Here is a 23,243-nt window from a genome sequence, read left to right on the forward strand (position 1 = left end):
CCCGCAGTCAGTCCGTCCGCGGAATCGACCACGCGCCGATCGCGAACGCGATGACTGCGAGAACGGCGAGAATCCCGAGGTTCGCGAGCGCGGGGTCGACGCCGGCGACCGCGGGCGTCCCCGCGTCGGCGTAGGTCGCGGCCCGCACGCCCCGCGCGAAGTAGGTCAGCGGCGAGAGGTTCACCAGCGGCTCGAACCAGCCGGGCAGTTGGGACAGCGAGATGAACGTCTCCGAGAGGAAGAGCAGCGGGAGGCCGATCGCGTTGCTGGCGGCGACCGCGCCGTCCTGTGAGTCGGTGAAGCTGCCGAGCATCGCGCCGACGCTACAGAAGCAAACGACGCCGACGAGGACGTACGGCACCAGCAGCGGCGAGAACGCGATCTCCGCGCCGGTCAGCGCGATCACTAACCCGAGGATGAGCAGGCTCGCCAGCCCGATGATGACGGCGTTGACGACGATCTGGGCGAGCAACCACTCGCCACGGGAAAGCGGCGTCGTCGCGAGCTTCTCGAAGCGGCTGCCCTCGCGGTGGCGCGCGACCTCGCTGCCCATCCGCGACAGGGGCGTAAAGAGGACGACGACGGCGAGATACCCCGGCACGTAGTACGCCGCCGGCTCCGTGAACAGCCCCTCTCCGGTCGGATCGGTCCGAATGAGCGCCCCGAAGATGACGATCAGGATCACCGGGAAGAAGAAGGTGAAAAAGACCGCCGTCCGGCGTCGGACGAACGACCGCCAGCCGGCGCTCGTCTCGGCGCCGACACGGCCCATCCGGCTCATGCCGTCTCACCCGCGTGTGCGAGATCGGAGCCGTCGGCTCCGCGCTCGCCCTCGAGACGATCGGTCCGCTCGCGTTCGGCCGTATCGGCGAGGGAGAGATAGACGTCCTCGAGGTCGGGTTCGGCCCACGAGAGTTCGGTGTACTCGATGTCTCGCGCCTCGAGGTAGTCGACCACCGCCCCGATGGCGGCGGGGTCGATGTCGCGGACGACGACCGCCTTCTCCGGATTGCGGCCCCGGCCGCGGTCCGGGCGTTCGACCGGGTACTCGAGGTCTGCGAAGGCGTCCGGATCGGCGGCCGTCTCGACCGTGAGCCGGCTCGAGCCGCCGTGGTCGCGGACGAGCGACTCGGGGGTTCCCTGCGCGACGAGGCGTCCGTCGGCGAGCAGGCCGACGCGGTCGGCGAGGCGTTCGGCCTCGGCCATGTCGTGGGTGGTCAGGACGACGGTCGTCCCGGCGTCGGCGAGGTCCTCGATCAGCCGCCAGACGGTGCGGCGACCGGCGGGGTCGATGCCGGTCGTCGGCTCGTCAAGGAAGAGCAGGTCGGGGTCGTTGACCAGCGTGGAGCCGACGCAGGCCCGCCGCTGCTGGCCGCCCGAGAGATCCTCGTACCACGTCTCGCCGGCGTCGACGAGGCCGACATCCGCGAGGACGTCGGCGGGATCCCGCGCGTCGTCGTAGAGGCCCGCGTAATAGGCCAGCAGTTCGCGCGCGCTGAGCCGGGCCGGCGGCGAGAACTCCTGTGGCAACACGCCGAGCCGGTCGCGGTCGACGGCCGACGGCGTCTCGCCGAGAATTCGTGCCGTTCCGTCGTCCGGATCGGTCGTTCCCGTCAGCGCGCGGACGAGCGTCGTCTTGCCGGCCCCGTTCGGGCCGATCAGCGCGAAGACCTCGCCGGCCTCGACGGACAGCGACGCCCCCGCGAGCGCCGTCGTCTCGCCGTAGCGCTTCTCGAGGTCCGTCGCGTCGACTACGGCTTCCATACGGGGCGGTTCCCGCGCATCGCGGGTAAGGGGTTCGATTCTCGCAAGGGCTCACGGACGGTGTCGTCCACGTTCGAACACGGATCTCGCTCACGGCGTCGCCGTTCGCATCGCGGTTCTCACTCACTTCGTTCGCTTACGGTGTTACCGTTCGCATCGCGGTTCTCACTCGCTTCGCTCGTTCCGAACTGCGCATCTCCGAACCGCGCCCGCACTCTTGCCCTCGCAGGCTCAACCGTTACCGGTCAGTTCGTGGTAGCGAGCCGAGAATGGTCAAACTCGGATACACCCTCTCGAGCGAGGAGTTCGGTCCGCAGGAACTGGTCGATATCGCCCGCAAGGCGGAGGACGCCGGCTTCGATTTCCTCTCGATTTCGGATCACTTCCATCCGTGGATCTCCGCGCAGGGCGAGTCACCGTTCGTCTGGTCGACGCTGGGCGGGATCGCGACCGCGACCGACGACATCGAGGTCGGCGTCGGCGTCACCTGCCCGACGATTCGGATCCATCCGGTCAACGTCGCCCACGCGGTCGCCACCGTCGACGAGATGCTCGGCGATCGCTTCACGTTCGGCGTCGGCACCGGCGAGAACCTGAACGAGCACGTCACCGGCGAGCGCTGGCCCGAACACGACGTTCGCCTCGAGATGTTAGACGAGGCGATGGACGTGATGCGGTCGCTCTGGACAGGCGAGACGACGAGCCACCACGGCGAGTACTACACGGTCGAGAACGCGCGGCTCTACACGGTTCCCGACGAGCAGCCGACGACGATCGGGAGCGCGTTCGGCCCACAGACGGCCCAGTGGGTCGCCGAGACCGCCGACGGGCTCTGGTGTTCCGGCCCCAAATCGGAGCCGGTCGAGGCCTACGAGGAGGCCGGCGGCGAGGGGCCGAAGTACACCCAACTCCACGGCTGCTACGCAGACAGCGAGGAGGAGGCGATCGAGACGATCTACGAGCAGTGGCCAAACGGCTCGATTTCGGGCGAACTCGGGCAGGAACTCCCGACGCCGGCCCACTTCGAACAGGCCGCCCAGATGGTCGAGAAAGAGGACATCGCCGAGGCCGGCACGGCCACCGAGCCGGACCCGCAGGCACACATCGACAGCATCGAGCAGGCGATCGACGCCGGCTACGATCACGTCTACTTCCACCAGATCGGCGAGGAACAGGAGAAGGCGATCGAGTTCTACGAGGAGGAGGTACTGCCGTCGTTCTAGTGAGCGTTTTCCTGTTCCAACCCAAACACGGAGACGTGACCGGACTCGAGGAGTACTACGGCACCCTGACCGACGAGACAGCGACCGAACTCGAGCGGATCATTTCGGAACGACGAGAGGACCGCTCGCGGTCCCATCGCGTCCGCGTTCGACGAATCGTCACCGCGCTCGAGTGACCGTCGCTCGCTCGCCGCTTCCCCATCCGTTTTGCACCCCGCGGACGAACCTGTGCCCATGGAGTACACCACGCTCGGCGATACGGGTACGACGGTCTCGAAACTTTGCTTCGGCACGTGGCGCTTCGGAAAGGAGAGCGACGGCACCGTCGAAACTGACCGCGAGGAGGCCCACGAACTGCTCGACACCGCCTGGGATCGCGGCATCAACTTCATCGACACCGCGAACGTCTACGGCGATCCGAACGGCACCAGCGAGGAGTGGATCGGCGAGTGGCTCGAGGATCGGGGCCACCACCGCGAGGACCTCGTCCTCGCCTCGAAGGTCTACTTCCCGTTCGACGGTCGCGGCGAGCCCGGTCCGAACGACTCCGGGCTCGGGCGCAAGCACATCCGCGCCCAGATCGAGGGCACCCTCGAGCGACTGGGTACCGACTACCTCGACCTGTACTACATCCACCGCTGGGACGAGACCACGCCGATCCGGGAGACCATGCAGACGCTGACCGAACTCGTCCGGGAGGGGAAGGTCCACTATCTGGGGGCCTCGAGCATGGCCGCCTGGAAGCTCACCAAGGCGCTATGGGAGAGCGACGTTGAGGGGCTCGAGCGCTTCGACGTGACTCAGCCGATGTTCAACGCGGCCGATACGGACGACGTGGGCGATTACCTCGACGTCTGTGACGATCAGGACATCGCCGTCTGTCCGTACTCGCCGCTGGCCGGCGGCTTCCTCACCGGAAAGTACGAGCGGGCCGACGACGGAACCGTCATCGCACCCGACGGCGCTCGCGGCAGTCTCACCGATCTGTTCGAGGACCGCTACACGAGCGACACCGCGTGGGACGTCCTCGAGGCCGTTGAGACCGTTGCCGACGAAATCGACGCCACACCCGCACAGGTCTCGCTGCGGTGGCTCATGGAGCAAGACCGGTTTACCTGCGTGCCGATCGTCGGCGCGCGGACGCCCGAGCAACTCGAAGAGAACGTCGGCGCGGTCGACCTCGAGTTGAGCGACGAGCAGTTCGAGCGGATCGACGCCGCTCGCGGGGCAGACGACGGCGGCTATCGCTGACTCAGGATCGTCGTGGCTCGACTCCATTTCGGTACCCGAAGCGAGGGTCACAGCGAGTGCCAATAACGTATATTCGATTACATTTATCTGACAGTCGAACGTTTCCGCCACTATGCAACGCGCCCGTCGACACACCCTCATCGCTCTCTTGCTCGGAGGCGGAATCGGGGCCGGGATCTACTGGCTCAGCGGATACGCCAGCCTCGCGCTCGTAGCCGGGCTGTGCTGGGCCTGCGGGCTCGGACTCACCTTCCGCATCGGCCGTCTGTATCCGGCATACGCCACGGGCGAAACGTGGGCCGATAAACGGTGGACGGGGCTCAGCGTCGGACTCGTTACCCTCGCCGCTCTCACGGGGGTGAGTCCGGCGCTCCCGATTTCCGAGGAGCTACGGCTCGGACTCGGGTTCCTCGTCACGGGTGCCGGCGTAGTCGCGTACGCCGCGGGGACGATCGCCGTGCTAGAACGGGTCGAAGACTCATCGACCGGCGCTTCCTCGAACGCCGGCACGTCGTATTCGGCGGACGACGACTGACGCCGCAGTGTCAGAGACGACATTCCGGTCCGAACCGATACATCACCGAACCCGCGGCAGTCTACCGTTCCCCGTCGGCCGTCGGCTCGAGCCCGATCCGATAGTCGGTCAGGTTCTCGTAGCCGTCCTCGGTGACGACCACGAGGTCCTCGATGCGGACGCCGCCGACCGCGGGATCGTAGATGCCGGGTTCGATCGAGATCACGTGACCCGGCTCGAGGTCGCCGCCGGCGGGCGAGACGCTCGGCTCCTCGTGGATGTCGAGGCCGACGCCGTGGCCCGTGCTGTGGATAAATCCGGTCTCGGTGTTCGGATCGCTCCGCAGGGTCTCGTAGCCCGCGTCTTCGATCACGTCACAGGCCGCGTCGTGGACTGCGGCACCGGTGACGCCCGCTGCGACGGTCTCGAGGGCGGCCTCGTACGCGTCGCGAGTGACCTCGTAGCGCCGGCGGGCTTCCTCGCCGGGGTCGCCGCGGGCGAACGTTCGGGTCATGTCCGCGAAGTAGCCCGTCTCCTTGTCCCGCGGGAAGATGTCGATCACGATGGGTGAGTCGGGCTCGAGCGGGCCGCTGCCGCGGTCGTGGGGGTCCGCGCCGTCGGCTCCGCAGGCGACGATGGTCTCGTCTAACCCACAGCCGTTGCGGAGCAGGGTGACCTCGATCTCCTCCGTTACTCGCTCGCTGGTGAGTGGCTCGCCGTCGCGAACGAGAACCCCGTCCTCGATATCGGCGGTCGCGATCAGTTCCTCGGCTCTCGCCATCGCGGCCTCGTTGGCCCGCTGGCTCGCCCGGATCTGGTCGACCTCCCAATCGGTTTTCGTCGCGCGGATGGTCGCGATGATCCCCTCCCGTTCGACCGTCACGCCGAGACCGAACTCCCGCAGACCGTCCGCGGTCCCCGTCGGAAAGTTCCGCGGGACCGCGATCGATTCGACGTCGTGGTCCTCGAGAAAGGCGGCGAGCGTGCGGATCTTCCCCTCGTACTGGCCGTGTTCGGCGACCAGCCGCTGGTAGTCGTACGCCGCCCGCCGGGTGACCGAATCGGCGTTCGCGTCCGCGCTCGCCCGCCCGTACTCGAGGCCGGAGACGAGCAGGTGGACGCCGTCTCGGGTCACCAGCGTCTGGTAGGGGTCCGGGGCGGTAAAGCCGGAGACGTACCGCTGGTCGGAGTCCGAGGCGTCGTCATCGATGAGATAGCCGTCTACGCTTTCGGCCTCGAAATACTCGCGAAGCGCGGAGAGGTCGACATCGACGTTCATGTGCGAATCTGTAACGTCGGCGTACATAATCCCGTGGATCCCAGCCGTTCGGATCGATTCGAATCCACAAACTTATCAATAGAGGTGGTAATCACCGCGTATGAACCGTCGTCGGATTCTGGCAGCGGGAGCCACAATCGCGCTCGCCGGCTGTGTCAGTTCGCCGGCCGACGACTCCCCCTCGAGTGCTGATTTCGTCCGGGACGCGATCGAGACGCGCCGTCACATGACCGACCTCGAGGCCCGACGAACCGTGACGGTCGAAACGCCGGACGAGACCGTCGAGCGCACGGAGCGGGTCGCCCGGAAGCCGCCGGCCAACCAGCGGATCGAGGTCCTCGAGTCGACCGATCCGGACGTACCGGCCGACTCGGTCATCGTGACCAACCGGGAGGTCACGTGGGAGTACAACCCGGAGACGGACATGGTGGACGTCCAGTTTCACGGGACCAAGGTCGACGCCGACCGCACGCTGCAGGTACTCGAGACCCTCCTCGCGGACTATCGGCTCGGCTACGGCGGGACGGCGACCGTCGACGGACGCGACGCCCACATCATCGAAACGCGGCCGCCGCTCGACGAGACGGGGCGGCGGATCGATCTCGTCGTCGGGGACACGACGTACGCCGTTCCGCTGTCGCCGGGCGATCTCGAGGAGCTAGACGTCTCGCGGACGGTCTGGATCGACGACGAGTACCGGTATCCGGTCAAGGAGCGAAACGAGGTCAGCGACGGCGAGGAGACGCGCTACAGTCTGACCGTCACGTACGAGGACCTCGCGATCGACGAGGGACTGAAGCCGAAAACGTTCACCTATCAGCCGCCGGCCGACGCCGACGTCGTCACCGACGGGTCGGAGCCGGCGGGGATCTTCCGCTCGGTCGAGAACGCCGAGGACGCGGTCCCGTACGACCTGCCGGACTCGGACGTTCCCGACGCGTACCTCTCCGATCGAATCACCGTCGTCGAGCGGGCCGACGAGTACGGCGGCACGACGACGACGCTGTGGTACGACGATCCGAACGTCGTCGCCCGCGAACTCTTCGTCGTCGTCCGCGAGGAACCGCGATTCAAACCGACCCTCCTCGAGGAGATCGAGATCGACGGCCGAACGGCCTACTACCGGGACGGCCGGATTCAGAGCATCTTCTGGGACTGTGGCGACGTGAGCTACGAAGTCTCGAGTCTGGTCGCGGACGACCCGCTGCGGGAGATCGCGGCCTCGATCGGCTGTCCGTAACTCGGCGTCGTTTTCGCCTAAATCGGATTCTTCCATTCGCCCTCCGATCGACGGACACAGACGCGCTCTGACCGAATCCGTGCCCGGATCGCTCGCCTCGAGTCGATACTGCTGGGATCGGTATCGGTAAGGGGCGGCCACTCCACAGAGCGAGCATGAACGTCACGATCACGCCCTCGAGCGTCGCCGGCACGGCGCGGGCACCGCCCTCGAAGAGCTACACCCACCGGGCGATCCTCGCCGCGGGCTACGCCGACGGCGCGACCGTCCGCGACGCCCTCTGGAGCGCGGACACGCAGGCGACCGCTCGCGCGGTCGAACTGTTCGGCGGCGACGTCGACCGGGCCGCGGACGGCACGCTCGCGGTCGACGGCTTCGGCGGCCGCCCCGACGTGCCGGCGGACGTCATCGACTGTGCGAACAGCGGGACGACCATGCGACTCGTCACCGCCGCGGCGGCGCTGGCCGACGGGACCACGGTCCTGACCGGCGACGAGTCCCTGCGCTCGCGACCGCAGGGCCCGCTGCTCGAGGCGCTTTCCGACCTCGACGCCGCCGCCGAGAGCACCCGCGGGAACGGGCAGGCCCCGCTGGTCGTCACCGGCCCCCTCGCGGGCGGCGAGGTGTCGATCCCCGGCGACGTGTCCTCGCAGTACATCACCGCCCTGCTCATGGCCGGCGCGGTCACCGACGAGGGGATCGCGATCGACCTCGAGACGGAACTCAAGTCCGCGCCCTACGTCGACATCACGCTCGAGGTGCTCGCGGACTTCGGCGTCGAGGCCCGACAGACGGAGACCGGGTTCGCCGTCGACGGCGGGCAATCGTACGCGCCCGCCGGCGGCGAGTACGCGGTTCCCGGTGACTTCTCGTCGATCTCGTACCCGCTCGCGGCGGGTGCGATCGCCGGCGACGACGGCGACGGCGTCCGCATCGAGGGCGCACACCCCAGTGCGCAGGGCGACAGCGCCATCGTCGACATCGTCGAGCGAATGGGTGCCGACGTGGACTGGGACCGCGACGAGGGGACGATCGACGTCTCGGCGGCCCCGCTCTCCGGCATCGAGGTCGACGTCGAGGACACGCCCGACCTGCTGCCGACGATCGCGACGCTGGGTGCGGTCGCGGACGGTGAGACGCACATTACGAACGCCGAGCACGTCCGCTACAAGGAGACCGACCGCGTGAGTGCGATGGCCGCGGAACTCGGGGAAATGGGCGTCGAGACGACCGAAGAGCGGGATTCGCTGACGGTTCACGGCGGCGACTCGGTCCTCGAGGGAGCGACCGTCTTCGGGCGCGACGATCACCGGATCATCATGGCGCTCGCACTCGCCGGGCTCGCGGCCGACGGCGAGACGACCATCGAGGGTGCCGACCACGTCGACGTCTCGTTCCCCGGCTTCTTCGGCGTGCTCGAGGAGTTAGGCGTCGCCCTCGAGCGCGACGACGGACGGTAGCTCACTCCGGAATCTCGACGCTACCGAGCGGAATTCCGTCGTCCGTTTCGGGACCGGTCCAGGCGATCATGAGTACGTCACCCGGGCTCGCGTCCGTCACTGTGACGGTGAGCTGATCGCCGGGTGCGATTTCGCCGGAGAACTGCTTGTCGGTGGGATCGCCGCCGAGGACGGTCCACGTCGACTCACCGTCGAGCGTCTCACCGCTCTCGTGAGTGATCGTGACTCGCTGGGCCGCGTCGTCGTACTCGAACGAGAACTCGACGTTCGGAACCTCGGGCGGGTCGCGGTCGATGACGTTCGGGTTCAGGTAGCCGCCCACTTCGGGGCCCGTGTCGTCGCTATCGGCCGCTTCGACGGTCATGTTCGAGACGTGAACCATGCGGGGATCCTCGGAATCGCCCGGCGTCGGACCGAAATCGACGCTCGCTCGGTAGACGCCGTCGTGGTGTTCGGTGAACGCCGCGTCGTGTTCCTCGATCTCCCGGTCGTCGACGGCCCCCATGAACTTCCCGAGGTGGATCTGGTGGTTCTCCCATGTCTCGTAGTAGGTCTCGTCGGCGTAGGCGTTGATCGTCCAGTTCCCGGCGTCGGCGTCGTAGACCGGGGCCACAAAGAGGTTCTCCGCGTCGTCGGTCGTGTTGAGGACCGGGTCGATCTCGAACGACTCTGGGACATCGGCGTCCCGGAGGTGACCGTACATCCACTCGATCCTGATCGGGGCAACGTACACCACTGACCCCTCTGTGACCCCGCCCTCGTGGAACTGTACCTGCCCGTCGCTGATCGCGCCGATATCGACCTCGTAGATACCGTCACCTCGACGTTCGAGATCCGTCGGGGTTCCGTCGTTGCTCGGTTCGTCGTCCTGTTCGTCGGTGGGGTCGGTACTGTCGTCGGAGGTATCGTCGTTCGTACAGCCCGCGATACCGGTCGCTCCGGCGGCGAGTGTCGTGAGCAGAATCTGGCGGCGGCGAACCATAGTACTAGACTGGTAATCTATGCAATAAGTTCTGTGATACAATATATTCAGAACGGAAAGTAGTGGCAACGTTCACCACTGACGGCTCGGCATCTCGCCCTCACGCTCGCGGTCCGTCGGCGACGGAAGACGCCGATCGAGGGCCTCGACTCCGTCGGTATCCCGGTCTTCGAAATCTTCGGACTGCTCGAGGAACTGGCTGTTTCGCTCGAGCGGTACGACTGGCGTTTCTCGAGATTTCCATTCTTCGCTGATTGCACCGATCGCTTTCCGGCAGAGATAGCTATTTACGACACGAACAATGATGTCATACAATGGCAGATAATACACCAGTAATCGTTAGCGCTGTTAGAACGGCACAGGGGAGAGAAGACGGTGCGCTCGCGGATATTCGCAGCGAAGACCTCTCGATCCCGCTGGTCGACGAGATGCTCGCCGAGACGGGCGTCGAGGGCGAGGGCGTCGACGACCTGATGTGGGGCTGTGCCCAGCAGCGCTCGGAGCAGCGGACGAACATCGCACGACAGATCGCGCTCTTCTCGGACCTCGGCGAGTCGGTTCCGGCGACGACCATCGACCGCCAGTGTGCCTCCTCCGCGCAGGCGATCATCAGCGCCGCGGACTCGATCGCCGCGGGCCGCCACGACGCGGTCATCGCCGGCGGCGTCGAGAGCATGAGCCGCGTCAAGATGGGCGCGGCCGACAGCGGCGAGATGTATCCGAAACTCGACGAGAAGTACGGGATGCAGAACCTCCAGATGGGGATGACCGCCGAGAAGGTCGCCGAGGAGTACGATATCAGCCGCGAGGAACAGGACGAGTACGGCGCTCGCAGCCAGCAGCGCGCTGTCGAGGCCACCGAGGAAGGCAAATTCGACGACGAAATCGTCCCGATCGAAACCGACGACGGCGTCCACGACGAGGACGAGGGCCTCCGCCCCGGCACGACCCCCGAGAAACTCGCCGAACTGCCGACGGTATTCAAGGAGGACGGCACCGTCACGCCCGGCAACGCCTCCCAGATCGCCGACGGCGCGGCCGGCGTCATGCTCACCAGCCGCGACTTCGCCGACGACAACGACCTCGAGGTCCTCGCCGAAGTCGGGACCAGCTACGTCGCCGGCGTCGACCCGACGATCATGGGCGTCGGCCCGGTGCCGGCGACGGAGGGGCTGCTCGAGCGCGCCGGCCGCGAGATCGACGACTACGGGCTCGTGGAGATCAATGAGGCGTTCGCCAGCCAGACGCTGTACTCCCAGCGCGAACTCGGGATTCCGGACGACCGGCTCAACGTCAACGGCGGCGCGATCGCCATCGGCCACCCGCTGGGGTGTTCGGGCGCGCGACTGCCGGTGACGCTGGTGCACGAAATGAATCGGCAGGGCGTCGACCGCGGCATCGCGACCGAGTGCGTCGGCTTCGGACAGGGTGCGGCGATCGAGTTCGAACTGCCCTGAGGCGATTAGTCTGGGCTTTTTGGTCCAGATTTTGCGAGCGAGGAGGGTGCAGTTCGAAGCGAACGAAGTGAACGAGAACTGCAGACGCGAACGGGGAGCAAAGCGACCCGTGAGCGAAGCGACGAGCGAGATAAAAGGTGGTCGCGTCAGGGTGCGGCGATCGAGTTCGAACTGCCCTGAGGCGTTGGAGTAGCCTTTTTGGATCGTTTTGTCCACGGTGGCCGGCCGCGAGCAGCGGCTGAAACGGGGTCGGAGCGACGAGCCGAGAAAAGAGACTTCCTATCCCAGGATGTACTCGAGGCGCGGGTAGCGCTCGAGGAGCGTTTCGCCGCCGAGGTCGTAGGTCTCGAGTCGGGCGTCGAGGCCCAGAATCCGGCCGGCACCGAAGGCGGCGACGGCGAGGAAGACGAGCATGTACGCGAAGTCCCCGTTGATGAACCCGTGGGCCATGTCCCAGTTCCCGAAGTAGAACATGAGCATCATGAACGCGCCGAAGAACGCCGCGAGGCGGACGAACGCGCCGACGAGGAGCCCGAGACCGATGAGGAGTTCGCCCCACGGAACGGCGACGTTCGCGAACTCGACGACCCACGGGGTCGACCCCATCCATGCGAAGACGCTCGCGAGGGGGTTGCCGTTGGTCGCCGCGACGTTCGCTACGTAGCCGCCGGCGCTGAACGGCTCGGCCGCGACGAGTTTCGTGAACCCGGAGTACGCGAACGCGTAGCCCATCATGAGCCGGAGCGAGAGGACGAACCACGCCGAGAGGCTGTGGGCGCGACCGCCGACCGTGTAGCCGCGAACGGTGCTTTCGAACGTGTTGTGCGAGTCTGGGGAGATGGTGGATGTAGTCATGCTGGCGGAAGAAAACTTCCTACTACCTAGAAGGACCGCAGGGCATATATAATCATATGGATACGTGTTAGCATAGTTTTCTGTAAGTTATACCGATCACACGCAGTCGCGAGACGAACGGCGGGGCGGCCGCTCGGAGACGGATCGCGTGGCCTCCTCGCGCCGACGCGCGGTCAGTAGCCGAGACCGAACGCCCGGTTCACGGCGAGCGAGCAGACGGTGATCGCGAACAGTCCGCCGAGGACGAGAAAGGACGGTCCCCAGCCGAACAGGTCGGCCAGCAGCCCGACGCCGACGGAGCCGGCGGAGCCGACGACGGTGTAACACGTCCTGACGAGCCCGAACCCGGCACCGCGTTCGGCGTCGCCGAACTGGTCGAGGAATCGCGGATCGAGCGCCGCGAAGAAACTCGAGCCGAGGCCAGCCAGCAGGACGGCGACGCCGACGACGACCTGCGATTGCGCGGCGACCAGCCCGAAGAGGCCGATCGTCCCGGCGAACATCGAGCCGCCGATCGCGAGGTCGCGCCCGTATCGGTCGGAGAGGTCGCCCAGCAGGAACTGGCCGACGGTGCGCACGACGAAAAACGCGGAGAAGGCCGTCCCGGCGACCGTCGCCGAGTAGCCGCGGTGCTGGACGAAGAAGGTCGGGAGGAACGTGAGCAGTCCCTGGACGATGAACGTCCCGAGCATGGCGATCGCGAGCGTGAACGCGACCGCGGGCCGCGAGACGAGGTCGAACAGCGCCGCGACCTCGAACCGGTCGCGCATCGGTTGGTCCGGCCGCCGCGGCTCGGTCGGGCGGATACGCCACGCGAACAGCGCGAAGACCGGAACGCCGACCGCGACGGTGAGCGCGAGCGCCGGCCGCCAGCCGAACCGGGACCCAACCCACGCCGCCGCGACGGGCGCGACCAGCCCGGCCAGCGGGCCGCCCATCGAGTGGATCCCGACCGCGCGGCCGAGTTCGTCGTACGTCCGCGAGAGCAGCGTCGTCGCGACGGCGTAGTGCAGGCCAGCGACTAAGCCGAGAAGGATCGCGAGCACGACGAACGCGGCGAAAATCGGCGAGAACGCGAGCAAGACGCTCGCGACCACGGTACCGCCGACGGCGACGAGGATGACCGGTTTCTCGCCGTACCGGTCGCTGAGGACGCCGCTCGGGAACTGCGAGAGGCCGTAGGCGAGCCACATCCCCGTCAGCGCGAGCCCGATTTCCGCGTTCGAGACGTCGAAATCCGCGACGATGAACGGGATGACCGGACTGATCGCCATCCGCGCGAAGTAGGTGACGAAGAAGGCGAGCAGACAGAGCACGAGCACCGTCGTCCGGTACTGCCAGCGCATTGGTTCTACCCGCGGACTTTCGCGGTGAGCCGTATAAGCGTGGTGACACCGGAGTGTCCGGGGGTACCAAAGTGCAGTCCGGTAGTGTATCCGGCATCGTTCATTGATATATTCGGTCTCTTTCACGCTCGAGGACGGTCGCGAAACCGTTCGGACGCGACGGCGACGGACGAGATGGGCAGCCGGCTCCACCTCGAGTGGTCGCTCGAGCGACAACGCGGGATCGGACCGCGTTCGAACCCTGCACCGCTAAGTGGCCCCGCCTCCGACGACGTGGTAATGAACGGCAACCGCTTCGGTCGCCTCTTTCAGGTGACCACGTTCGGCGAGAGCCACGGGGAGGCGATGGGCTGTACCGTCTCGGGCTGTCCCGCCGGCCTCGAGCTCTCCGAAGAGGACATTCAGGCGGATCTCGACCGGCGAAAGCCGGGCCAGTCGATGATCACGACCAGCCGCGGCGAACCCGACGACGTCTCGATCAAATCGGGGATCCAGGACGGTTACACGACGGGGACGCCGATCGGGCTGGTCATCCAGAACAAGGACGCCCGCTCGGGCAAGTACGAACCTTTCATCACCGCGCCGCGGCCGAGCCACGGCGACTTCACCTACTCGGCCAAATTCGGCACGCGCAACTGGGGCGGCGGCGGTCGCTCGTCGGCTCGCGAGACCGTCAACTGGGTCGCCGCGGGCGCGATCGCGAAAAAGATCCTCGCACGGGAGGGAATCGAACTCAAGGCCCACGTCAACCAGATCGGCGATATCGAGGCCCCCGACGTGAGTTTCGAGCAGATCAAGGAGCACTCCGAAGAGAACGACGTCCGCTGTGCCCACCCCGAGACGGCCGAGGCGATGCAAGAGCGGATCGCGGAGTACCAAGAGGAGGGCGACTCCATCGGCGGGAGCATCTACTTCGAAGCGCAGGGTGTCCCCGTCGGCCTCGGCGCGCCCCGCTTCGACTCGCTGTCCGCGCGGCTCGGACAGGCCATGATGGCGGTGCCGGCGACGACGGCCTTCGAGTTCGGTCTCGGAACCGAGGCGGCGGAGTGGACCGGCAAGGAGCGCAACGACGACTGGGAGTTTGACGAGAACGGCGACCCGACCCCCGTCGAGAACGACCACGGCGGGATTCAGGGCGGGATCTCGAGCGGCGAGCCGATCTACGGCGAAGTGACGCTGCACGCGCCGACCTCGATTCCCAAGTCCCAGCAGACCGCCGACTGGGAGACGGGCGAACTCAAAGAGGAGAAGGTCATCGGCCGCCACGATCCCGTCCTCCCGCCCCGCGGCGTCCCCGTCGTCGAGGCGATGCTCGCGCTGACGCTGGTCGACTTCATGCTCCTCAGCGGCCGGATCAACCCCGACCGCGTCGACGACCAGCCCGGGGAATACGACACGGACTACCACCCGAGCAACCCGAACAACGAGTAGTTCGCCGGCCGGATACCCACTCGAGTCCGTTTCGCGGACGGAGACGGTACATTGGCTCGAACGCAGACGAGAGCGAACTGATCGATCCGTCTTCCCCGATTCGTCGGCTCCCCATCGCGACGTCGTCAACAGCGAGCCGTCCGGCCGAACTCACAGCTCGATCGGGTCCTCGAGCGTCGGATCGATATCGAGAATCGCAGAGAGGTGGGGCTGTAGCCGGTCGAACTGGTCCGTCGGCTCCACGAGTTGCCGGTCCGAATCGTAGTCGATGACCCCTGCCGATTCCAACTTCGGAATGTGCGTGTGGTGTAGCGAGCGCTCGATTTCCGTTAGCGTCGCTTCGGACGTTTCGGTGACTGGCAGATGATGGTCACAGGAGAGAATCGTTTTCCTGAGGTCGTTCACCGTCAACGAACGCCGCTCTTCCGCGAGCACTGCGAGGATGATGCGACGATGCTTGTCCCTACACAGGTCGAGCACGGCGTCGAACGCGATGGGGTCCTCGGTCATTACACGGGTTCAGAATGGCGTCGCGGATTATCCTCACTTTTGAGTATTCAACACGCTTTTAAGACCACTATCGAGAGGGAGCCGACACGTCGGAGAGCGTCTTCCCGAGGGTACGCTTGATCCCGCGCCGGAGTCTGGACGCGACGGCCTGCTGTGAGATGCCGAGGTCGTCGCCGAGTTCTTCCATCGTCGTCTCGCGCGGGGATTCGAAGTAGCCGCGCTCGTAGGCGAGGACCAGCGCTTCCTGTTGGGCGTCGGTGAGGGCCGCCTCGGTAGCCGTCTCGATCGGCGTGAGCGCGTGCAGTTCCGTGAGCGCGATCGGGATGCCCACCTCGCGACACCGCGATTGAAAATCAGCGATATCGGAACGAGTGTCGCCACGAATATCGAACGTCCACTGCTCGTTCGTGCCGACGGCTTCGATGAGCGCGATCTCCGTCTCCGTCAGCGTGGTTAACACGTCGTCGTAGTCCAACGCCCACTCGACGCGCAACAGGTTCTCGTCTTCGACGGAGTCGATGAACTGGATTCGCTTCACGCCCGGATGCTCCGAGAACGCCCCCTCGATGTCGTCGATCGTGGTTCCCCGAACCCAGAAGTAGGGGATCACCACGTCTCGAGCGGGGATGATCCGCTCCAGTTCGATCGACACGTCCGGCAGTCGCTTGAACACTGTCCCCAGCGGGAACTCGTCGGACGGTACCGTAAAGGAAGCCTCCGTAGCCATCGTCCGCTTCATGGCGTCCCGAGGGTAAATATCACCGCGGAGCCACGCACCGCGTCACGAACCGATTCGCGTTTCGTCTCCGGACCCGATCCGATATCTCTTCCCGCTGTCCTGATCGGTAAAATTCAAGAGAGAGCGCTGTGTCAGGTGGTGTCTCCGCACTGCAGAGACCCTGTCCGACGGACCGGCTCGTTAATATCCCAGCTGCTCGCGGACGAGCACGACGGTCGTGCGCCCCTCCTCGAGTTCCTGTCGGAAGATGAGTTCCTTGGCGATGGCCGAATCGACGCCGTAGGCCTCCTGTGCGCGTTCGTTCTCGAGGGGGTAGGCCACCGACTCGAGGCGCTCGAGCGCGTCGTCGAGCGTCGGCACGATCTTGTTGACGCCGCTGACGATGACGACGTTGCTCGCGGCGAAGGGGTACGCGCCGATCCGGCTGCCCGAGCGGTCGGCGGCGACGAGTTCGCCGGTCTGGGCAATCGCGTTGATGCCGCCGAGGAAGTAGTCGGCGGTCTGTGACGCTCGCCGCGCGGCTTGGCGCTCCGCGTCGTCGTCGATGCTCCAGATTTCGTCGGCCAGACTCTCCCACTCGTGGTCGCCCTCGGAGAGGTAGTCGGCGAAGCCGATCTCCTCGAGCGTCGTGGAGTGGCCGTTCATCACCGACACGCCGGCGGGGATCTGCGACTGGATCGCTTCGAGGGCTTCCTCGGCCGAGTCGGCGACGACGACGTCGAAGCCGTTTTCCTCGAGGTTTTCGACGGCCTCTGCGACGGCCTCGTCGGTCGGGAGTTCGTCGAGCGTCGCGTCGATCTCGGCGTCGTCTACGTAATCGGATTTCTGCTGTGACATTTGAATGTATCCGTATCCTTGAATGGGGACGTATCGGACTTAAGCGCTCGCGGATACCGGTGTTAGGTGATTACCCCGGTGTTACTCCCCTCGAGTATCGAATATGTATGCTGTCAGACAGGGTAAGGCGGCGGTTCACCGCTCGTTCGAAACGTGTTCCGCGAGCGAAACTACTAACCGACCCTCCGTGGTCGACGGCGTATGCGCGATTTTCACGTCCACTCGAACTACTCGGACGGCGACTTTCTCAGGGGGATGGTGCGCGCCGCCGAGGCGGCCGGGCTCGAGGGCGTCGGCTTCGCCGACCACTGTAACGTGGCCTCGCGCGCGGGACCCGAATCGATGCGTAGCCTCTACGGCTTCAACCTCGATCTCACCTACGAGCGCCGGCGACGGGGGATCGAGCGGCTCCGCGAGGAGTTCGACCTCGAGATCTACGACGCGGTCGAGATGGACTACGATCCCCGCGACGAGGACGCGATCGATGCGTTTCTCGACGAGGCGGACTTCGACTACGCGATCGGGAGCGTCCACGGGATCGGCGGGAACAACGTCCAAGTCGCGTCGAACTTCGCGGCGATGTCCGACGACGAACGCGACGCGGTCACGGACGAGTACTTCGAGACGCTGATCGCGCTCGTCGAGTCCGAACTGTTCGACATCGCGGCTCACGTCGACCTGCTCGAGCGGACGCCGCCGTTGCGGGGGCGGGCGACGGAGGCGCAGTACCGGGAGGTGGCGCGGGCGTTCGCCGACTCCCGAACGGTCCCCGAGATCAACGCCGGCCGGGCGCTGACCGACGCCGAGATCGTCCACCCCTCCGAGCGATTTCTCACCGTCCTCCGCGAACACGACGTAGCCGTGACCGTCGGCACCGACTCACACCACCCGAGCGAGATTCCCGACCGCGCCGACTTCCTCGACGACTTCGTCGCGGAGACCGGACTCGAGCCGGTCGAACCCGCCGGCCTCGAGTAGCGACCGAAAAAACGGCCGAACACGTCGTAGCAGTTCAATGGCTGCAAACGCGACTTCCGTTCCCCGAACGAATGTGGACAATTATACGCTCGAGGCCCGAGTATAGTAATGATCTTTCATACATATTCTTCAATGGCTGTCCATTCTTCACGAAAGTTCCTTGGTAATCTATAGCAAAGGCTTTAGGTACGGTAGGACGAAAATCCGGGTACGGTTGGCCCATCGGCCACTGATCCACCTATGAGCAGCGACGAACTCATCTGGCGAATCGCGGGCGGTTCCGGGGACGGAATCGACTCGACGAGCCAGAACTTTGCCAAGGCGCTGATGCGCTCGGGGCTCGACGTATTTACACACCGCCACTATCCGTCGCGGATTCGCGGTGGCCACACCTACGTCGAGATCCGAGCCGCGGACCGCGAGGTACAGTCACGTGGCGACGGCTACAACTTCCTGCTCGCGCTGGGCGACTCCTTCGCTCGTAACCCACAGGAAGAAGCCTACTACGGAAACGAAGAGATCAAACCCCTCTCGGAGAACCTAGACGACCTCCGCGAGGGCGGGATCATCGTCTACGACGAGGGTCTCGTCAGCGAGGAAGACGTCGAGGCGATCAATCTCGAGGAACGCGCCGAAGAGAACGATTGGCACGTCTTCCCGATGGACCTTCGGTCGCTCGCCCGCGATCACGGCCGCGAGGTCATGCGAAACACCGCCGGTGTGGGTGTCACCGCGGCGCTGCTCGAGATGGATCTCGAGCACATCGAGGACCTGATGTCGGACGCCATGGGCGGGGACATCCTCGAGTCGAACCTCGAGATTCTCCACGAGGCCTACGATATCGTCACGGAGGAGTACGACTTCGAGCACGACCTCCGTGTCCCCGAAGGCTCCCACGAGACCGAGCAGGCGCTGCTGTCGGGCTCGAACGCGATCGCCTACGGCGCGATCGACGCCGGTTGTCGGTTCATCGCCGGCTACCCGATGACGCCGTGGACGGACGTGTTCACCATCCTCAGCCAGAACTTCCCCGACATGGGCGGCGTCTCCGAGCAGGTCGAAGACGAGATCGCCGCGGCCGCGCTCGCAGTGGGCGCGAGTCACGCCGGCGTCAAGGCCATGTCCGGCTCCTCGGGCGGCGGATTCGCCCTGATGAGCGAACCGCTCGGCCTCGCCGAGATGACCGAGACGCCGCTGGTCCTCATCGAGGCCATGCGCGCCGGTCCCTCGACCGGGATGCCGACCAAGCCCGAACAGGCCGACTTAGAGCACGTCCTCTACACGAGTCAGGGCGACTCCCAGCGCGTCGTCTTCGCGCCGGGCAACATCGAGGAGGCCTACGAACAGACCAGACTCGCCTTCGAGATCGCGTGGGACTACCAGATCCCGGCGATCATCATCTACGACCAGAAGCTCTCCGGGGAGAACACCAACGTCGACGTCGAGTTCTTCGACCGCGAGCCCAAGCCGGATCTGGGGTCGACGCTGACCGAGGACGAACTCCGGGAGGCCGCACACGACAACTCCGGGAAGTTCAAGCGGTTCAACCACGAGGACGCCGAGAACGGCGTCAGCCCGCGGTCGCTGCCCGGCCAGAAGGGCGGTCGATACCTCGCGACCGGTAACGAGCACTCGCCCGTCGGCCACATCAGCGAGGACCCCGACAACCGCGTCTTCCAGATGGATCGTCGCCTCGAGAAGCTCGAGTCGATCCGTCGGGAACTCGACGAGGAACGCGAGTCCACGCAGACCTACTTCGGCGACGAGACGGCCGACTACGGGATTATCACGTGGGGCTCGAGTCAGGGTGCCGTCGAGGAGGCCATCGAGCGACTCAACGAGAACGGCCACTCCGTCAAGGGGCTCAGCGTCTCCGATATGATGCCGTTCCCCGAGCAGGAGGTGACCGAATTCCTCGAGAGTGTCGACGAGGCGATGGTCGTCGAGATGAACGCCACCGCGCAGTTCCGCGGACTGCTCCAGAAGGAACTGGGTCGCTTCGGCGAGAAGCTGACCAGCCTGCTGAAGTACAACGGCAACCCCTTCGAGCCCGCCGAGATCGTCGAGGGCTACGAAGTCAACCTCGCCGACGAGGACCGCGAACCGACCGCACAGGTACGAATCGAACCCGCTGCAGGTGACTGAACCATGAGTGCATTCAACGCTATCGGAGAGGAACGGGAGATCGACCGGGACGAGTTTACCCCCGGCGTCGAACCGCAGCCGACGTGGTGTCCGGGCTGTGGTGACTTCGGCGTTCTGAAGTCACTGAAACAGGCGCTGCCGGAGATCGGCAAGACGCCCGAAGAGGTGCTGACCGTCACCGGGATCGGCTGTTCCGGCAAGCTGAACAGCTACCTCGACACGTACGGCTTCCACACGATCCACGGCCGCTCGCTGCCCGTGGCTCGCGCCGCGAAGCTCGCCAACACCGACCTCGAGGTCATCGCCGCCGGCGGTGACGGCGACGGCTACGGGATCGGCGGCAACCACTTCATCCACTCGGCGCGGGAGAACCACGATATGACCTACATCGTGTTCAACAACGAGATCTTCGGCCTGACGAAGGGCCAGACCTCGCCGACCAGCCCGAAGGGCCACAAGTCCAAGACCCAGCCCTCGGGCAGCGCAAAGACGCCGATTCGGCCGCTGTCGCAGTCGCTGACTGCCGGCGCGAGCTATATCGCTCGCACCGCTGCGGTCAATCCGAATCAGGCAAAGGAGATCATCAAGGAGGCCATCGAACACGACGGCTTCGCTCACATCGACTTCCTGACCCAGTGTCCGACGTGGAACAAGGACGCCCGCCAGTACGTCCCCTACGTCGACGTTCAGGAGTCCGACGACTACGACTTCGACGTCACCAATCGCGAGGAAGCCGCCGAGATGATGCGCGAGACCGAGGACGTGCTCAACGAGGGCACCGTCCTGACCGGCCGCTACTACGTCGACGAGGACCGACCGTCCTACCAAGAGGAAAAGCAGGCCGTCGGCGAGATGCCCGACCAGCCGCTGGCGGAACGGTACTTCGACGACGACGTCGAGTGGGAGCGCAGCTACGACCTGCTCGAGCGCCACACGTAGACTCGATCCGCGCGATCCCTGCGGTTCGGTTTTTCTAGTTCGTCTCGCCCCGATTCGAGAGTGTCACAACCGCACGAGTGCGACGAGCAGAGATAGAGATAGAAGTGGGCCCCGACTCCGTTAGCAGCCAGTCGGGAGCGACTCGCCGACCATCACGGCCGTGCCGTCGTCGAACGCGTCGTCGGCGAAGACCGAATAGGTCCGGTCGCCGCACGACCACTGTAATTCCGTCCCCTCGTCGGTTTCGGCGATCGTTCCCGTCGCGGTCCCCACCGCGACCGCGTCGCCGCCGACCGCGAACTGGCGCGGGCCGTCGCTCGTCGTGACCGACACCGTCTCGTCGTCCGGCGTTCGGTACTGGAGCGAGACCTGCGTCCGGTTCTCGTCGGGGAACTCGTAGCTCGTGATCGAGTCGAGTTCGACCGCGTCGGGCAGCGTATCTGCCGGCGGCTCGGCGACCGCGAACGGGACGGCCGCGTCGGCCGCCTCGAGGGTATCGTAGGTGTCGATCGACGGGAATTCGACCGTCTCGACGTGTGTGCCGTTCGCGCCCGCCGCCTGTGGGTCGAACGCGAAGCGCTCGTCGTCGATCCCGCCGTCGATCGAGAGGTTTCGATAGGTTCGCTCGAGGGCGATCCCGTCGCCCTCGATCGCGTGTTTGACCGGGAACAGCGTCTCCTGATCGTACCAGACCTCGACGCGGTCGACGCTGCGGTCGGCGGGCTCGCCCTCGCTGGTCGCCAGCGGAATGACGTACTCGGTGTCCTCGATCAGGATATTGATCGATCGCTCGATCGTCTCGTTGTCCGGCGGATCGAACGTCACGCGGTAGGTGTCGCGGCCGTCGACCGTCGTCGCTTCGGCCGTCGTGATCTCGTAGGCCTCGAGGTAGCGCTCTTGCTGTGCGTACAGCCCCTCGAGGTACGACATCGCGTTCGGGTCGGTCTCGAGGCCGGTCGCCCAGTCGTGGCCCGCGTCGTAGTGCCAGCGTTCGTCGCCGTCGTCCGCGATGACGGTGTCCGTGCCGCCGGCGCTGGTTTCGATTCGGCTCTTCCCGTCGCTTCGGAGCCAGACGGCTTCCGTATACTGAGTCGTCTCGCCGTCCACGGTCCGGGTAACCTCGACCGTCGCGGCGACGTCGTCCGGCGGCTCGGCGTCGCCGATTTCTCGCTCGAGGTCGTCCGGGGTCGGGCCGCTACTCGGCAGCGTGGCACAGCCCGCGGTCAGGAGGACGAGCGCCAGCGCGACGGTGAGAAGGGTGGATCGGGGGTCGCGATCGCTGGCCAACATGTTATCTACCTCACTTTTCAGCGATCATTAACTCGTCGGTCCGGACTCCGTCGTCGTCGGATCTGTCGACGGTCTACTCGCGAGCACCGAACCCGCCGGCGAACAGGTTCGAGAGGTACCGCAGGACGAGAAGGGCGACGATCAGCCCGGCGAGGAAGCGGGGGTCGAAGCCGGACCGCATCTCGCGGACGCCGTACGCCACCACGAGTACACCCATGAGCAGGGCCGTCCCGCCCGCCCATCGGGCGACGTGTGCTGGGTCGACCGACTCGTCGTAGTTCGCGTGGAGGTCGACGCGCCCGCGGAACGCGATGAGGGAGCCAAGACCCAGAATCGCGAGTCCACAGAGGATCCAGACGAAGCCGCTGACGAGGTTCGGATCGACCATTTCGGTGCCGGATCTGTGCCAAGCGGGCGAATAAGTCCGACGGTTATCTGTTCGAACTGCGGCCCGCATACCCGCCGTTTCGCCTGCTTCCGTTCGGATATCCGTCGTTTTCGTATACAAAAGATATTTTTCCGCCCGAGCAAAACATACTCTCATGAGTACGCAGGCGACGGAAGACCGTATTCTCGACGTTCTCGAGGAGGACGCACAGGCGTCCTACGCCGAGATCGCCGAGCGGGCGAACGTCTCGAAACCCACAGTTCGCAAGTACATCAATCAGCTCGAGGAAGAGGGCGTCATCGTCGGCTATTCGGCCGACGTAGACCCGAAGAAGCTCTCGAGCCAGACGATCGCGCTGGTCGGGATCGACGTGGCCAGCGAGCGCTACGTCGAGGCGACGCAAGCGCTCAAGTCCCTCGACGAGGTCGAGGCGCTGTACAGTTCCAGCGGCGACCACATGCTGATGGCCGAAGTGCGCGCCGAGGACGGCGACGCCCTCGGCGAGACCATCTCCGAGGAACTCCTCGAGATCGACGGGGTCACCGCGGCCCATCCCTCGTTCCTGCAGGAGCGACTGAAGTAAGCCCCTCGGCACTCTCCGTCGTCGCCGTCGGG

At 65.7% G+C, this 23,243-nt stretch carries 23 protein-coding genes; 12 read left to right on the forward strand and 11 right to left on the reverse strand.

Features of this window, described 5'->3' with window-relative positions; all coding sequences use genetic code 11:
* Positions 1 to 7: 7 nt before the first annotated feature.
* Together ACT4ML_RS07500 and ACT4ML_RS07505 are read right to left on the reverse strand one after the other, a co-directional pair.
* Positions 8 to 781, reverse strand: coding sequence for an ABC transporter permease (locus ACT4ML_RS07500; RefSeq protein ID WP_444720295.1), 774 nt, complete (start codon positions 779 to 781; stop codon positions 8 to 10).
* Positions 778 to 1,764, reverse strand: a complete 987-nt coding sequence (locus ACT4ML_RS07505; protein ID WP_444720296.1) for an ABC transporter ATP-binding protein — start codon at positions 1,762 to 1,764, stop codon at positions 778 to 780. Before ACT4ML_RS07505 ends, ACT4ML_RS07500 begins: the two co-directional genes overlap by 4 nt.
* 269 nt (positions 1,765 to 2,033) lie before the next feature.
* Here ACT4ML_RS07505 and ACT4ML_RS07510 point away from each other — a divergent pair, with 269 nt between their 5' ends.
* The 4 genes from ACT4ML_RS07510 (at position 2,034) to ACT4ML_RS07525 (ending at position 4,773) form a co-directional block, all read left to right on the forward strand.
* Entirely contained in the window at positions 2,034 to 2,987 is a 954-nt protein-coding gene (locus ACT4ML_RS07510) for a TIGR03557 family F420-dependent LLM class oxidoreductase (RefSeq protein WP_444720297.1), read from the forward strand.
* A complete protein-coding gene (locus ACT4ML_RS07515) occupies positions 2,987 to 3,163 on the forward strand; it encodes a hypothetical protein (RefSeq protein ID WP_444720298.1) in 177 nt (58 codons plus the stop codon). Before ACT4ML_RS07510 ends, ACT4ML_RS07515 begins: the two co-directional genes overlap by 1 nt.
* A gap of 58 nt (positions 3,164 to 3,221) precedes the next feature.
* Positions 3,222 to 4,238 (forward strand): aldo/keto reductase, encoded by a 1,017-nt coding sequence (locus ACT4ML_RS07520; RefSeq protein WP_444720299.1) that lies wholly within the window; start codon positions 3,222 to 3,224, stop codon positions 4,236 to 4,238.
* A 112-nt stretch (positions 4,239 to 4,350) separates the two neighbouring features.
* Positions 4,351 to 4,773 (forward strand): sterol desaturase, encoded by a 423-nt coding sequence (locus ACT4ML_RS07525; RefSeq protein WP_444720300.1) that lies wholly within the window; start codon positions 4,351 to 4,353, stop codon positions 4,771 to 4,773.
* Between the two features lie 61 nt (positions 4,774 to 4,834).
* Here ACT4ML_RS07525 and ACT4ML_RS07530 read toward each other — a convergent pair whose 3' ends face one another.
* Positions 4,835 to 6,031, reverse strand: coding sequence for a M24 family metallopeptidase (locus tag ACT4ML_RS07530; RefSeq protein ID WP_444720301.1), 1,197 nt, complete (start codon positions 6,029 to 6,031; stop codon positions 4,835 to 4,837).
* A 100-nt stretch (positions 6,032 to 6,131) separates the two neighbouring features.
* On the opposite strand from ACT4ML_RS07530, the gene ACT4ML_RS07535 reads away from it, so the two are divergent.
* On the forward strand, positions 6,132 to 7,271 hold the full coding sequence (locus ACT4ML_RS07535) for a LolA family protein (protein ID WP_444720302.1): 1,140 nt from the start codon (positions 6,132 to 6,134) through the stop codon (positions 7,269 to 7,271).
* A gap of 155 nt (positions 7,272 to 7,426) precedes the next feature.
* Entirely contained in the window at positions 7,427 to 8,731 is a 1,305-nt protein-coding gene (aroA, locus tag ACT4ML_RS07540; RefSeq protein WP_444720303.1) for a 3-phosphoshikimate 1-carboxyvinyltransferase, read from the forward strand.
* 1 nt (position 8,732) lies between these two features.
* Here the strand turns inward: aroA and ACT4ML_RS07545 are convergent, their stop codons facing one another.
* On the reverse strand, positions 8,733 to 9,713 hold the full coding sequence (locus ACT4ML_RS07545) for a hypothetical protein (protein ID WP_444720304.1): 981 nt from the start codon (positions 9,711 to 9,713) through the stop codon (positions 8,733 to 8,735).
* Positions 9,714 to 10,027: 314 nt separating this feature from the next.
* Between ACT4ML_RS07545 and ACT4ML_RS07550 the strand changes: the two genes are divergently transcribed.
* Complete coding sequence (locus tag ACT4ML_RS07550; RefSeq protein WP_444720305.1) at positions 10,028 to 11,170, forward strand: thiolase family protein; 1,143 nt, start codon at positions 10,028 to 10,030, stop codon at positions 11,168 to 11,170.
* Positions 11,171 to 11,449: 279 nt separating this feature from the next.
* Here the strand turns inward: ACT4ML_RS07550 and ACT4ML_RS07555 are convergent, their stop codons facing one another.
* Positions 11,450 to 12,025, reverse strand: coding sequence for a DoxX family membrane protein (locus ACT4ML_RS07555; RefSeq protein ID WP_444720306.1), 576 nt, complete (start codon positions 12,023 to 12,025; stop codon positions 11,450 to 11,452).
* A 173-nt stretch (positions 12,026 to 12,198) separates the two neighbouring features.
* Positions 12,199 to 13,371, reverse strand: coding sequence for an MFS transporter (locus tag ACT4ML_RS07560; RefSeq protein WP_444720307.1), 1,173 nt, complete (start codon positions 13,369 to 13,371; stop codon positions 12,199 to 12,201).
* Positions 13,372 to 13,650: 279 nt separating this feature from the next.
* On the opposite strand from ACT4ML_RS07560, the gene aroC reads away from it, so the two are divergent.
* Positions 13,651 to 14,802 (forward strand): chorismate synthase, encoded by a 1,152-nt coding sequence (aroC, locus tag ACT4ML_RS07565; protein WP_444720308.1) that lies wholly within the window; start codon positions 13,651 to 13,653, stop codon positions 14,800 to 14,802.
* Between the two features lie 150 nt (positions 14,803 to 14,952).
* Here the strand turns inward: aroC and ACT4ML_RS07570 are convergent, their stop codons facing one another.
* The 3 genes from ACT4ML_RS07570 to ACT4ML_RS07580 all read right to left on the reverse strand — a co-directional run bounded on the left by ACT4ML_RS07570 (position 14,953) and on the right by ACT4ML_RS07580 (position 16,888).
* Positions 14,953 to 15,312 carry a DUF7344 domain-containing protein gene (locus tag ACT4ML_RS07570; RefSeq protein ID WP_444720309.1) on the reverse strand — a complete coding sequence of 120 codons (360 nt, stop codon included), beginning with the start codon at positions 15,310 to 15,312 and terminating at the stop codon, positions 14,953 to 14,955.
* A gap of 67 nt (positions 15,313 to 15,379) precedes the next feature.
* Positions 15,380 to 16,039, reverse strand: a complete 660-nt coding sequence (locus ACT4ML_RS07575) for a helix-turn-helix domain-containing protein (RefSeq protein WP_444720310.1) — start codon at positions 16,037 to 16,039, stop codon at positions 15,380 to 15,382.
* 192 nt (positions 16,040 to 16,231) lie between these two features.
* A complete protein-coding gene (locus tag ACT4ML_RS07580) occupies positions 16,232 to 16,888 on the reverse strand; it encodes a lactate utilization protein (protein WP_444720311.1) in 657 nt (218 codons plus the stop codon).
* A 201-nt stretch (positions 16,889 to 17,089) separates the two neighbouring features.
* Here ACT4ML_RS07580 and ACT4ML_RS07585 point away from each other — a divergent pair, with 201 nt between their 5' ends.
* The 3 genes from ACT4ML_RS07585 (at position 17,090) to ACT4ML_RS07595 (ending at position 20,950) form a co-directional block, all read left to right on the forward strand.
* Positions 17,090 to 17,866 carry a PHP domain-containing protein gene (locus tag ACT4ML_RS07585; protein WP_444720312.1) on the forward strand — a complete coding sequence of 259 codons (777 nt, stop codon included), beginning with the start codon at positions 17,090 to 17,092 and terminating at the stop codon, positions 17,864 to 17,866.
* Between the two features lie 240 nt (positions 17,867 to 18,106).
* Entirely contained in the window at positions 18,107 to 20,011 is a 1,905-nt protein-coding gene (locus tag ACT4ML_RS07590; protein WP_444720313.1) for a 2-oxoacid:acceptor oxidoreductase subunit alpha, read from the forward strand.
* A gap of 3 nt (positions 20,012 to 20,014) precedes the next feature.
* Positions 20,015 to 20,950, forward strand: coding sequence for a thiamine pyrophosphate-dependent enzyme (locus ACT4ML_RS07595; RefSeq protein WP_444720314.1), 936 nt, complete (start codon positions 20,015 to 20,017; stop codon positions 20,948 to 20,950).
* A gap of 120 nt (positions 20,951 to 21,070) precedes the next feature.
* On the opposite strand, the gene ACT4ML_RS07600 is transcribed toward ACT4ML_RS07595, so the two are convergent.
* Both ACT4ML_RS07600 and ACT4ML_RS07605 read right to left on the reverse strand, forming a co-directional pair.
* Positions 21,071 to 22,240: a LolA family protein gene (locus tag ACT4ML_RS07600; RefSeq protein ID WP_444720315.1), complete on the reverse strand. Its 1,170-nt coding sequence runs from the start codon at positions 22,238 to 22,240 to the stop codon at positions 21,071 to 21,073.
* A 73-nt stretch (positions 22,241 to 22,313) separates the two neighbouring features.
* Positions 22,314 to 22,628, reverse strand: coding sequence for a hypothetical protein (locus ACT4ML_RS07605; protein WP_444720316.1), 315 nt, complete (start codon positions 22,626 to 22,628; stop codon positions 22,314 to 22,316).
* A gap of 154 nt (positions 22,629 to 22,782) precedes the next feature.
* Here ACT4ML_RS07605 and lrpA1 point away from each other — a divergent pair, with 154 nt between their 5' ends.
* Positions 22,783 to 23,211 carry an HTH-type transcriptional regulator LrpA1 gene (gene lrpA1 / locus ACT4ML_RS07610; RefSeq protein ID WP_444720317.1) on the forward strand — a complete coding sequence of 143 codons (429 nt, stop codon included), beginning with the start codon at positions 22,783 to 22,785 and terminating at the stop codon, positions 23,209 to 23,211.
* Positions 23,212 to 23,243: the final 32 nt, after the last annotated feature.

It is taken from the genome of Natrinema sp. LN54, from assembly GCF_052439245.1.
Taxonomy (GTDB): domain Archaea; phylum Halobacteriota; class Halobacteria; order Halobacteriales; family Natrialbaceae; genus Natrinema; species Natrinema versiforme_A.